This window comes from Vibrio sp. Vb0937, from assembly GCF_033338855.1.
On the sequence record NZ_JAWOTK010000046.1, the window covers coordinates 1 to 11,611 of the forward strand.

Genomic DNA, 11,611 nt, shown 5'->3' on the forward strand with positions numbered 1-11,611 from the left:
AACGTCCTTTTAAGTCGTTTAGCTGCATCAATCTATCATTATTTGTGTAGTGATATTCCATTAATTCACCTAACGCCGCATTAAGTGGTGAGCAACGCAGACCACAATACTTAATGCATTGTGCCGTAAACACTTAAGCTGAAGCAAACCAAAAGTGCCGAACGTTGGGAATCCGTCTTAAATGCTTTGTTAGGTATTTTATGCGACAATACAACAATATAGCTAACAGAGGAAACCCACTTGTCTCCATTAGCAAAACGTAAATCGATGATGCTTTTCAGTAGCTGGCTAAGGTGCTGTGCATCAGTACTGCCGAAAACCTTTTCTGAATCAGTAAAAAGTTTTTTCCTATTAGGAATTTCAACTTTGCTTACATTTCATGCTCTTGGTATAAACCCTACGTTGGATAAGACCCAGAGTGCTTTAATAGACATGACTAGCCTAATTGTTATTACGCTGTCGTATTTATTGTTGCACTTCTTTTTGCTTTCACCAGTAAAGGCTTACAAACAGTATCGCCAACTTGGTTTTTGGGACGGTAATACCTTTCATTATCATAAGGAAGTGAGAGTATATACAGGAGTCATTCACCCTAACGGGCAAAAATTGCTTGAAGTTACTTTCCCTCCTGAATGTAAAGATATGTTTGTTTCCACTAATACGGTAATTTCTGGTGCACATCAGAGAGTCAAGGTGGGTTTCACTTGCATGCAAGACTCTAAAGGTCACTGGCTGATTCCAATGACGCAAGGTATCTCAAGATCTTCTATTAGATTGGATAAACGTACACAATACTTAGTCACCGAATCGATGCCAGGTACTATCCCAACACGTGTAAAAGTTTACTTGGAATCTTGGACTTTGTGAAAATACCTAACGCCCTGCTAAGGGGTGAGCAACGCAATACCGATGCCGCTGCATACCACCTTAATCACTAAAATCAACGCATAGTAAAAATGCCACGCGTTGCGAATCCCTCTTGAGCAGTTTGTTAGGCATTTACCTGAGTGAGCCTCGACCACTCTTGCTTTGTACCCACTGCAAACAAACTACCTATTAACAAACAGATACCTGAACTTACCAACCAAAAAGTTAATGAATTATCTGGAAAGCTTGGCATTAGTGCTGGAAATGAAAATGCTCTCAGGAGAAAAACACTTGTTGTCACTACTAAAATGGAACGTGTAAATGGAAGTTTCTTTATTACGCCCGCCCCCGCTAAGGCAAAAGTGCCCCAGAAACACAAAATTGCTGCTATTGTAAGCGTGGCCAATGTAAGGTACCAAAGTCCTTGCTCCGCCATTTGTGCCATCGTTTCCCCAGCCCCGAATATTCGATACCAGTCAGCACCAAACACAATACATCCCAAATGAGCTAATGCTGCCAAAAAGCAACACGCTGAAGATGCTATGAGACATTTGTTCTCTTGACGATTCATTCATCCTCCTTGATGCCTAACGCCCAATTAAGGTGTGAAGCACGCGACCACCGTACTCAAATTGACTACCGTAAACACTGAACTAAACCCAAACCAAAAATGCCAAGCGTGCTGAATCACTCTTAAATTGTTTGTTATGGCGCTGAACTCAACGTTAGTTCTTGTATGTCTATTAGGTCGACTTCCCTACCCAGTATTCGCTTGTACTCAACGAGACGATGAACTGGAATCACTGGTAATTCGATACCTTGATAGAGTTTTACCACTGACTCTGAAAAGTAGATTTTAAGCTCATGCCAAGAACCATCGAGAGCTGATTGTATCTTCGTGTTTTGAGATAAGCCGATTTCAATTTTTTGATTTTGGTAAACCAGCTGGAAATACTCTAGATCCCAACCGTACTCAGTGTAATGAGTTAACGGTTTAGATATGAACTTCGATACGCGAGCTAAGACCTTGTTTGCGTCAGAATTGCGAATATAAAGATCGATATCAGCAATTTCACGACTTCCACCATGAATAGTTGCCGCTAACCCACCAACAATTTGGTATTCAACACCCTCAGCCTCCAAGAGATCTTTGAGCCATTTCAGGGCCACTTTCACTTTATCACTCATCTAGTCCCCTTAGCTGGACTTTGCCCTGCGCCATAACGCCCGCTTAAGTGGTGAGCAACGCTACCACGACACTAAATTATTGCACCCTAAACACAAAAGCCAAATTAAACCAAACCGCCGAGCGTTGCGAATCCGTCTTAAAGCGTTTGTTATGTGCGTTCATCCCAATAATGAGCCTGCAGTTTTAGCCACAAAGATTTCAAAGTTGCATGCTCAAATATGTCAGTTCTACCAGTTACTTCAAAGCCAAGAATATTTTCGGTTTTCCATAGTTCTTTCCGAGTTGCATTCCAATGCTGAGTCGTTTGTGAATGCTTTTTAGCTACTGGGTAACGACCTTCCCACAGGACAAAGTCGGATAATAATCTTAATTGAGTGGTTTCCTTTCTCGACAACTGTACACCAGCCGACTTAGCAACTTCTTGTAAGTCATGCTTAACTTGCGAGAACTCTGCATTTATTTCGATGCAAATAGCTTTTAAGATAACTTCAAAAGATAAGCCCATAAGCATTAAATAAGGATGCTCACACCCGATATTTATTGAATAATCACCTTTTAATTCGAGTGATTCAATAAATCTCTTATCCTCACGACTCTGCCGAGCTTCTGCTATTAAAGACGCAGAAGCATAGAGACCTACGGATTTTTGATACCAAAAGCTGGAATTCTCATTGTGGAACTGAAATGCTGCCTCCGACTTATTCACTGAAATTCCTTATTTCCTCAAAGCACATAACGCCGCATTAAGGTGTGAGCGACGCTTGGCTATACTTGAGCGAAGCGAAACTGCCAAGCGTTGCGAATCACTCTTAAATGCTTTGTTATGTTTCTTGTTCTATCAATTTTTTTAAAACGTGAAGCGTAACTGAATTGTCAAGAGTACGCCGATTAGGATGCTCAATTCTTAAAGCCTTAACGGCCGAAAATCCGGGTAGTGCTACATGAGAAAGTAAGTTATTGGTTTTATCTGCTAACGATCCACAACTTAAGCTTAACTGAGGTGTAAATATTACATCATCGCCAAAATGATGCTTTATATAACAGTCTCTACTTTCACCAGTAGTAAACAGCACTATGTCTGGCTTCAATATTTCAAATTCTTCTAGAAAGATATTGAAATGGCTTCTCTCTAAGTCGGTTATAGAAGAGCTAGGCTTACCTCTCCCATCATTCCCAATTTTGGAAATATTATTCCAAACAAAAGCTACTTCCTTATGTTTCAAGTGTTCCACAAGGTTAGTTTCGAAGTATTTGAAGTTTTTCATATTCCAGAATGCGCGCTTCCCCATGCCATTCCCCCCGGAATTACGCTGAGAAAAATATTTATGGTAGCAGTCCATAAGCTCTTCAACGCACAGATCACTGCTCCCCAAACGCCCGTGCCAACCATCAGTTTCTTGACCAACTATCATCACCCGAACATCGGCATCAATATATGATTGCTCTACTTTAACTAACAATGGGTTCGCAGCATTAATAGCCTTAGTTTTAGCTGTTTCAACGAGCTCTTCCCACTTCGAATCATACAGAGCTTTTAATTTATAATTCAAATTCTTGCCTAAATTTTAATTAGAAACATAACGCTCTGTTAAGGGGTGAGCAACGCAATACCAAAGCTGCCGCATACCACCTTAATCACTTAAACCAACGCATAATAAAAATGCCTCGCGTTGCGAATCCCTCTTGAACAGCTTGTTAAATGGCAGCCCCAACAGCTAACTTTGCACCGGCAGCCAACATCGTTACTACTGTTGAAATTGCCCCTTGCTTAGACACTTCGGATGCCGCTGAAACAAGTTTTGAGCCTATCGACTCCTGAAGCGAGTTTGGAACCATATTCATTAGTTCAAGAGTTTTCGGAGTTAGTGTAACACTGTAAAACGAACCATCTGATTGAGCCTCAACCCAAATATAACCGGCTTGTTCTAACCAATTTGCTGTTGACTCCACCATTTCTGTCGATTCATAAATGAAATTAGCGACCTCTTCAGTGTTGCCTGCATCTATTTCGTAGTAGTTCGCTAACTTCTCAGCAATATTATGTGTAGAAATGTCTATTCGATGAGGGAAGTTCTCGTAACAAAGCCCAGCAATTTCTGCAACTGTAAGGTTGAACATATCGATATTTCTCATTATTTACCTCTACCATTTAACGCCTTGTTAAGGTGTGAGGCACGCAATACCGAAGCTTCCGCATACCACCTTAACCACTAAAACCAACGCATAGTAAAAATGCCACGCGTGCCGAATCACTCTTGAACAATTTGTTATGTAGCCGACTTTCAGGGTAGTGCTTTCTGTCCAATTTGGATTTTGGGCGCAATACCAGCTTTGCGATACAAAGCTAGAGCAGATTCATTGAAAGAATATACTTCTAACCACAGCTCTTCTCCGCCGTTAGAAATAGCCCTTTCCTCAAATGCCTCTATTAGCGCCCGTCCAACCCCCTGACTCCTAAAGCATGAATCCACAACAATCTGTTCAACGCTTGCGATCTTTCGCTGTTTGAGTGTCCAAGACTTACGAACCCATAGCTCACCAAAAACAAAACCTACTAACTGCCCATTACTTTCGGCTACCAGAAAAATCGAGCTTTCACTTTTGATTATCTTGTGTAGGTCTATTTTTTGTTCAATTTCTTCCGGTGATAAAAAGTCATCAGGTAAATTTGCTTGATGATACTCATTAAGCTGAAACTGTAGTTTCTTGATAACACTGATATCTTCAATGCGAGCTTGCCGAATATTTAACATATATAAATCCTTTTAACTTACCGTCCTCTCGCGGCTACATAACGCCCTGTTAAGGGGTGAGCAACGCAATACAGAAGCCTCCGCATACCACCTTAAGCACTAAATTCAACGCATAGTGAAAATGCCACGCGTTGTGAATCCCTCTTGAACAGTTTGTTATACGATGCCTCACACCAAGCGCTGAAACTGACCGTTTTTAGCTTTGAAACCTAGCTTATTAAACAAAGCTTGAGACCGAAAGTTACCCTCATCAATATCTGCATACAATCTTTCAATGCCCAAAGATTTAGCATGAGAAAATAATAAACTAAGAGCTTCCGACATATACCCTTGTCGCCAGTACGATGAATTTAGTAAGCATCCGACCTCACAGGAATCACCGTTATCACTAAAGCTATGTAAGCCGCAGGTTCCAATAACTTTGTTTGTCGCTTGATCCATAATCGCCCATTCCAACGATTCACCTGATTTCTCCAGCCGGACGACGCTTTCTAGCATCTGAACTATCATATCTTTCGATGTAAAAACTGGGTCTGAGGCAAATTCCATTGTTTGAATATCACCATAAATTTCAAACAAATCATCAGAATCATTCGTTTGAATTGACCTCAAAACAATTCTACTTCCGTGTAAATCAGGCTTCATTTCTCTCCTTAATCGTATAACGCCGCATTAAGGTGTGAGCAACGCTACCACGAAACCCGACCAAACCACCGTAAACACAAAACCCAACGATGACATAAAAATGCCAAGCGTTGGGAATCACTCTTAAATGCTTTGTTAGATTTTTAAAACATCTTCTGCTGAACAGGTTTCGCTCTTAATTGATGGTTATACTGAGCTTCGGTTAAACTCAAAAAGCTTTCAGGTGAGGAAAGAGCTTTATCCAATAAATTATGGTGCATCAAACTAACATACAAAGCCACTGAATAGGCTTGACAGTTAATTGACTTTTTAGGGTTAAACTCTATATCGCTAAACGCTTGATATTTTATAACTCTCTTTGCTAGGTCGTCATTTTGAACAAGGGCATTTATGTACAACCAATCATAGAAATATGTTCTCGGTGTGTTTGGAAAAACTGTACCAAAAAACTCGAAATGAGTTAAGTTTCCTGAACTTTTAGTCCTTTCATCTTTCTTTGCGGCTAAAGAGTCCAACCCAAAGAGATCTCTATAAGGTCCTCCATTTTCAAAGACTTTGCTACCTTGAAATGCAGTCTCGACTGTAAATCTTTGCTGTTTTACTTTCGTTGTAATACAGAGGTTAAATGCACTAAGAGCAACCCCTAGTTCGTCCAATGATTTACTAGATACTTCCAATACATCATCAAGACCATGAGTTTTAGCGACCGTGTGGAGCTCATTTATAGACTTTTGCTTCTGAGATACAGATACTCCGGGGTGCCATTTGAAATCCATCATTTTTTCAACGACGCCTATATCACCGTCCAGCATAGGACAGAATATCGGTCTAAGAGCCATTATTGCCACCTTCTTCGATATGTTCTTGTTGCATAAACGTACTTATTCGGTTCATTGATAGCAACTTTAATATCACCTGTAAATTCAGCTATATTTTTCTTAACCTGCCTACTCGACACGATCACACCAAAAATCTTGTGAGCTGGAATGTGTTTCTTTACTAACACTTCAGCTTGTACATCAGTTGGGTCATACCCTAATAATGACTGTTCTTCTCTTGAAGGAAGCCAATTAACTTCATCGTACATTCCTTTGAAGGATGATACCTTACTCAAGGTATCATCGTCTAAATGGCTTATTAAGCCATCCGCCGCATTGTGCTTACAAAACAAGCAATCTAATTCCCACAATACGCTTGGATCTAAGCCTAAAACACACCAGTCTTGATCAGACTCACGATATTTAAAAAACATTTTATCGTTAGGGTGTGCTATTGAGAGTGAAATGGTATCTGCACGACCATCGTATCGTCCTTGGTCATTAGTAATTACATTTTCATAATCCTCATCCACTTTTTTGCGAGATTCTAGCCCCCACTTTAAAATGCTCTCCAAATTTGAGATATGAGTAAAATGTAATAAATATGGGATTTTTAACTCTTGTGCAAATTTTTTGATTTCTTCTTTATTTTTCAATTTGATACCTCACAACTCAAATAAAAATCTAACGCCTTGTTAAGGGGTGAGCAACGCAATACAGAAGCCGCCGCATACCACCTTAAACACTAAAACCAACGCATAGTAAAAATGCCACGCGTTGCGAATCCCTCTTGAACAATTTGTTATGAGACTTTTTTTCGCAGTAGATCCTTTCTGTGTTTTTGATACTGCCTACTTTTAATAAACCAATCAGTGCCTGCGATAAATACCGCGCCAATGACAGTAACCAAGTAAAGCCGGTACGAAATAAAAGGCGACAAGTTCAAGTAAAAATCGTTATGAACAAATGCAGTACCAAATACAAATGGTACACAAAAAGCTACTCCATGATTAAGGGAGTGCCTGAGAAAGCCTCCCTTTTGAATCTTGAGCCACTGAACCTGTTTTTTCCGTTCCATCTATTCCACTCTATTCTGCATTTTTTATGGTGGCTCATAACGCCGCGTTAAGTGGTGAACAACGCCAACCACCAAACCTAAACCATTGCACCTTAAACGCTTAACCTGACTGGAATTGAAATCGCCAAGCGTTGTGAATCCGTCTTAAACGCCTTGTTAGGCGAAGTTTTCCACCAGTGTTCAAGTTGTCTTGAAAGCAGATTAACCGAAACCCTATAAGCAACCAAACACCCACTGATTTTTTGTGATTCAAGAACCATAAAAGCCACTATGTTTCAGCAGAAGTTTCGACAACCACGAAATACAGACTTTCAGCGATAAAGTTGCTTTTGAGGAAGCGAAACGGAAAGATACGAACTTGGAGCGAGAACGAAAACCTCGATTAACTTGCCCTTTCCACACTTTGAGCCAGTAAAATTCACCACCAATCGACTATGAAAACCAATGAGGCAACTCTCGAACATTGGCATGTTTTACGGCAGAAGAAATTCAAGAATTTGAGCCGACAATGTTTAATTGCCGACTTAGAAAAACGAATGCTCAAAGAGAACTAAGAAGATGAGAGCAAAGAACTTTCCTGCCCGTCGCCTAACGCCCTGTTAAGGGGTGAGCAATGCAATACCGATGCTTCCGCATACCGCCTTAAACACCAAACGCAACGCATAGTGAAAATGCCACGCGTTGCGAATCCCTCTTGAACAGATTGTTAGGCATTCGCCTCATGGTGTGTAGACAGTTTATTAAGCAGCTCATGCTTGACTGCTGAAAGCTCAAATATGGTGTCAGTATAACGACCATTCTCATTAATGCCTTTTAGGGCAGTAATTAGCTCACTTAGGTTAAAATCCAGTTCTTTTAGATTGACTGCATGCTCTGGCGTTAAAAATGGTAGGCAACGTTTCATTAGAACTTCCAAGCCACGCTTCAGGTTTAATTCATCGTGCGCCTCTATGCATGAAAATATGGCGCTAAAGCTACTATCCGTAGCATTCTTAAAGCTTTTATTTTTAATTTGAAAGTTAGCTTGAAGATGAAATAAACCAGCAGACAGAACATGCAACCTTTTATCGTTCTCAGAGCTAGCTGAGTCAAACTTCGAACAGATCTCTTGAGTAATATATTTCATAAGCTCAGCTTGAGCGTCTAGTACCTTTTGCTCAATATGTTTTTGTAGCAACTCAGACTCTAATTTCACTTTTCGATTATGGTAAAAAGTAAACAAGATCGGAATCAAAACACCGACGAATGCAACCAAACCAAGTGTAATTGTCATTAGTTGAGAGAAAGATGTCGCATAGAATCCGTTCACTTTCTCTAGTAATTCAATTGAAAATTTATCCAAGTTTCCTCCTGATGCCTAACGCCGCATTAAGGTGTGAGCAACGCTACCACGAAACCCAACCAGACCACCGTAAACACTAAACCCGACGATGGAATGAAAAATGCCAAGCGTTGGGAATCACTCTTAAATGCTTTGTTATGTGCTATAAGTAATAGATTGCACACAAACCATACAGAAAGTTAGCCATGGCACTTAGTTCAAATTCATTAATTCATTTTACAAATACGAAGAAAGCACTCCTTGGAATATTAACATCAGGATTTAGAGTAAGCTATTGTAAAGAAACTGTTTTCTTGAATAATCAAGAGTATGTAATGTACGTGCCAATGGTAAGCTTTTGCGACATTCCATTATCGCAAATTAAAGATCATGTCAAAAAGTATGGTAAATACGGTATAGGATTAACAAAAACTTGGGCTGAACAAGCAAAGCTCAATCCAGTACTGTATATAGAAAAGCAATCTAATATTGGTCAGTGTTTAGACCTAGCTTACGACAAGTTTGTACATGAAATTGAAGGTGATATCGACCATTTACCAAAAGCAAATCGCTGTTTCTACGATATTTTCAGATACATCAAGAACTATGAGGCCGATTTAATTCGAAAGAACACTGTTTATGAAAACTATAGATTTTATGATGAGAGAGAGTGGAGGTTTGTGCCTGATACTTGTGCAGATTGTCTAATGGTTATGGGAGAAGAAATTTTTAATAGTTCAGAAAATGATCCTTTGCGATCAAAAGCAATGCAAAAAATTAAAAACCAAGTATTAAAATTTGATATCAGCCATATCAAGTACCTGATTGTCAAAGACGAATCAGACATTAAAACTCTTGTTCACCATCTCAAACAAACAAACGGAAACATTCCTTACGACGATATGGATAAACTACTAACGCGAGTTCTTACAGCTGAGCAGATACACACGGACTTGTAAATTGAGATAGCACATAACGCCGCATTAAGGTGTGAGCAGCGCTTGGCTATACTTGAGCGAAGCGAAAGCGCCAAGCGTTGCGAATCACTCTTAAATGCTTTGTTAGGGCGGTGCTAAATAGTGCACCTTTCCCATGCTTCTAGTACGCGATTGTATTCTTTATTTAATCCAGCAACACCCTGTACACTCTTAGCTGGGACAGTTGGAGGTGTGCCTAATATTGATTCATTCCAATCAACCCAATTTACGCCAGATGAAATAGTTTGAGCGTAGTTAAATGCATTTGGTGACTGTAATTGATAACTTTCATTTGCATCAAGATTAACTTGGCAAATTCCTCGAACGGTCGTTCCTTCGATACCAACAACAAGATCACCCTTTTTCATTGAGAAAAGAGACCACATTACCTTAGATGCATGACCTTCTTCACCATAAGCCAACTTGTTTAAGGCATTAACTGTTCCTAGGAACTCATTTTTATAGTTGTTAGTAACTAACGGTAACAACAAAGACAAATCGCCAAGTTTCGGCCAACCTTGAGCTACAACTTTTCGATATTTAAGCTCTTCATAAGACGTGTAATCTCGATCAATTGCCAACCACCAAATATTCATGTCATTAACCTTTATCTTTGTAAGCCCTAACGCCCTGCTAAGGGGTGAGCAACGCAATACCAAAGCCGCCGCAAACCACCTTAATCACTTAAACCAACGCATAGTAAAAATGCCACGCGTTGCGAATCCCTCTTGAGCAGTTTGTTAGTCGCGAGGCACCGAGCGACAATTTTAAGCCGAACTAAACTTTGCGAACAACAAACTTTATGTGCTTTGATGCATTTAAGTCAGGCGTAGTCTCAAAGCGGCTATTCAACGAAACCACTTAGAAAAAACAGCGCCGCAGAAAACGGACTGACAACACCAAAAAGCGTTTTTTGGAAAGCCAATCTCACAGTGCGGACTTTCAACAAAGTCACTGAAACCACGTGAAACTTACGACACCAGAGAAAACGTCATTTCAGCGAGTAAATCGACTTTTGTACCAACAAATTCACCGAGCGGAGTTGCAACCAAAAACAGACTCTCAATTGCACTGCTCTGTCAGCACCAAAGAACAAAACAAGCGCTAGGACACTTGCAAAACTTTGGACTTAGAACAGCAGAAACTGAGTGTTGACCATCGACAATGAATCTGTGTACCAAACAAACAGCTGCCAAATTTTGAGCTCAGAAACATGATTTTGATTGCTAGCTTTTTCTGGCGACTAACGCCTTGTTAAGGTGTGAGGCACGCAATACCGAAGCCTCCGCATAGCACCTTAACCACAAAAACTAACGCATAGTAAAAATGCCACGCGTGCTGAATCACTCTTGAACAATTTGTTATGTAGCCGACTTTCAGGCTAGCGCTTTCTGTCCAAGTTGGATTTTGGGCGCAATACCAACTTTGCGATACAAAGCTAGAGCTGATTCATTGAAAGAGTATACTTCTAACCACAGCTCTTCCCCGCCGTTAGAAATAGCCCTTTCCTCAAATGCCTCTATTAGCGCCAGTCCAATGCCTTGGTCTCTAAAACATGAATCCACTACTATTTGTTCAATGCTTGCGATTTTTCGCTGTTTGAGTGTCCAAGACTTACGGACCCATAGCTCACCAAAAACCAAACCTACTAACTGCCCATTGATTTCGGCTACTAGAAAAATTGACCTTTCACTTTCGATTATCTTGTGTAGGTCTATTTTTTGTTCAATTTCTTCCGGTGATAAAAAGTCGTCAGGTAAATTTGCTTGATGATACTCATTAAGCTGAAACTGTAGTTTCTTGATAACACTGATATCTTCAATGCAAGCTTGGCGGATATTTAACATATATAAATCCTTTTAACTTACCGCCCTCTCGCGGCTACATAACGCCGCATTAAGGTGTGAGCAGCGCTACCACGAAACTTAACCATACCACCGTAAACACAAAACCCAACGATGGC

Annotated in this window: 14 protein-coding genes and 1 pseudogene; 3 read left to right on the forward strand and 12 right to left on the reverse strand. The window is 40.2% G+C overall.

Annotated elements, in window-relative coordinates; translation table 11 throughout:
- Positions 1-240: 240 nt before the first annotated feature.
- A complete protein-coding gene (locus R7P67_RS22435) occupies positions 241-867 on the forward strand; it encodes a hypothetical protein (RefSeq protein ID WP_262654329.1) in 627 nt (208 codons plus the stop codon).
- A 124-nt stretch (positions 868-991) separates the two neighbouring features.
- Here the strand turns inward: R7P67_RS22435 and R7P67_RS22440 are convergent, their stop codons facing one another.
- The 10 genes from R7P67_RS22440 to R7P67_RS22490 form a co-directional block, all read right to left on the reverse strand.
- Positions 992-1,438, reverse strand: coding sequence for a hypothetical protein (locus R7P67_RS22440; protein ID WP_262654328.1), 447 nt, complete (start codon positions 1,436-1,438; stop codon positions 992-994).
- A gap of 134 nt (positions 1,439-1,572) precedes the next feature.
- A complete protein-coding gene (locus R7P67_RS22445; protein WP_021448821.1) occupies positions 1,573-2,055 on the reverse strand; it encodes a hypothetical protein in 483 nt (160 codons plus the stop codon).
- Between the two features lie 149 nt (positions 2,056-2,204).
- Positions 2,205-2,762, reverse strand: coding sequence for a hypothetical protein (locus tag R7P67_RS22450; RefSeq protein ID WP_213916122.1), 558 nt, complete (start codon positions 2,760-2,762; stop codon positions 2,205-2,207).
- A gap of 115 nt (positions 2,763-2,877) precedes the next feature.
- Positions 2,878-3,606, reverse strand: coding sequence for a hypothetical protein (locus R7P67_RS22455; protein ID WP_065767889.1), 729 nt, complete (start codon positions 3,604-3,606; stop codon positions 2,878-2,880).
- Positions 3,607-3,751: 145 nt separating this feature from the next.
- The gene (locus R7P67_RS22460) at positions 3,752-4,189 is read right to left on the reverse strand and encodes a hypothetical protein (protein WP_140071608.1); all 438 of its coding nucleotides are present in this window, start codon (positions 4,187-4,189) and stop codon (positions 3,752-3,754) included.
- 149 nt (positions 4,190-4,338) lie between these two features.
- Positions 4,339-4,809 carry a GNAT family N-acetyltransferase gene (locus R7P67_RS22465; RefSeq protein WP_152815896.1) on the reverse strand — a complete coding sequence of 157 codons (471 nt, stop codon included), beginning with the start codon at positions 4,807-4,809 and terminating at the stop codon, positions 4,339-4,341.
- Between the two features lie 168 nt (positions 4,810-4,977).
- Positions 4,978-5,454 (reverse strand): GNAT family N-acetyltransferase, encoded by a 477-nt coding sequence (locus tag R7P67_RS22470; protein WP_069533161.1) that lies wholly within the window; start codon positions 5,452-5,454, stop codon positions 4,978-4,980.
- 143 nt (positions 5,455-5,597) lie between these two features.
- A complete protein-coding gene (locus R7P67_RS22475) occupies positions 5,598-6,293 on the reverse strand; it encodes a DUF6977 family protein (RefSeq protein WP_262654350.1) in 696 nt (231 codons plus the stop codon).
- Positions 6,293-6,928 (reverse strand): DUF4433 domain-containing protein, encoded by a 636-nt coding sequence (locus R7P67_RS22480; protein ID WP_262654352.1) that lies wholly within the window; start codon positions 6,926-6,928, stop codon positions 6,293-6,295. The genes R7P67_RS22475 and R7P67_RS22480 overlap by 1 nt, the downstream gene beginning before the upstream one ends.
- A 1,128-nt stretch (positions 6,929-8,056) precedes the next feature.
- Positions 8,057-8,692 carry a hypothetical protein gene (locus tag R7P67_RS22490; RefSeq protein ID WP_031781083.1) on the reverse strand — a complete coding sequence of 212 codons (636 nt, stop codon included), beginning with the start codon at positions 8,690-8,692 and terminating at the stop codon, positions 8,057-8,059.
- 185 nt (positions 8,693-8,877) lie between these two features.
- On the opposite strand from R7P67_RS22490, the gene R7P67_RS22495 reads away from it, so the two are divergent.
- Positions 8,878-9,630 carry an abortive infection system antitoxin AbiGi family protein gene (locus tag R7P67_RS22495; RefSeq protein WP_150878955.1) on the forward strand — a complete coding sequence of 251 codons (753 nt, stop codon included), beginning with the start codon at positions 8,878-8,880 and terminating at the stop codon, positions 9,628-9,630.
- Between the two features lie 113 nt (positions 9,631-9,743).
- Here R7P67_RS22495 and R7P67_RS22500 read toward each other — a convergent pair whose 3' ends face one another.
- Entirely contained in the window at positions 9,744-10,244 is a 501-nt protein-coding gene (locus tag R7P67_RS22500) for a hypothetical protein (RefSeq protein WP_262654341.1), read from the reverse strand.
- A gap of 294 nt (positions 10,245-10,538) precedes the next feature.
- Here R7P67_RS22500 and R7P67_RS22505 point away from each other — a divergent pair.
- A pseudogene (locus R7P67_RS22505) lies at positions 10,539-10,803 on the forward strand (hypothetical protein).
- A 221-nt stretch (positions 10,804-11,024) separates the two neighbouring features.
- Here R7P67_RS22505 and R7P67_RS22510 read toward each other — a convergent pair.
- Positions 11,025-11,495: a GNAT family N-acetyltransferase gene (locus tag R7P67_RS22510; protein ID WP_262654390.1), complete on the reverse strand. Its 471-nt coding sequence runs from the start codon at positions 11,493-11,495 to the stop codon at positions 11,025-11,027.
- Positions 11,496-11,611 lie beyond the last annotated feature (116 nt).

Coding starts and splice junctions, on each gene's coding strand:
- R7P67_RS22440 (WP_262654328.1), bottom strand. CDS start 1,438: ATGAATCGTCAAGAGAACAAATGTCTCATAGCATCTTCAGCGTGTTGC.
- R7P67_RS22445 (WP_021448821.1), bottom strand. CDS start 2,055: ATGAGTGATAAAGTGAAAGTGGCCCTGAAATGGCTCAAAGATCTCTTG.
- R7P67_RS22460 (WP_140071608.1), bottom strand. CDS start 4,189: ATGAGAAATATCGATATGTTCAACCTTACAGTTGCAGAAATTGCTGGG.
- R7P67_RS22465 (WP_152815896.1), bottom strand. CDS start 4,809: ATGTTAAATATTCGGCAAGCTCGCATTGAAGATATCAGTGTTATCAAG.
- R7P67_RS22470 (WP_069533161.1), bottom strand. CDS start 5,454: ATGAAGCCTGATTTACACGGAAGTAGAATTGTTTTGAGGTCAATTCAA.
- R7P67_RS22475 (WP_262654350.1), bottom strand. CDS start 6,293: ATGGCTCTTAGACCGATATTCTGTCCTATGCTGGACGGTGATATAGGC.
- R7P67_RS22495 (WP_150878955.1), top strand. CDS start 8,878: ATGGCACTTAGTTCAAATTCATTAATTCATTTTACAAATACGAAGAAA.
- R7P67_RS22500 (WP_262654341.1), bottom strand. CDS start 10,244: ATGAATATTTGGTGGTTGGCAATTGATCGAGATTACACGTCTTATGAA.
- R7P67_RS22510 (WP_262654390.1), bottom strand. CDS start 11,495: ATGTTAAATATCCGCCAAGCTTGCATTGAAGATATCAGTGTTATCAAG.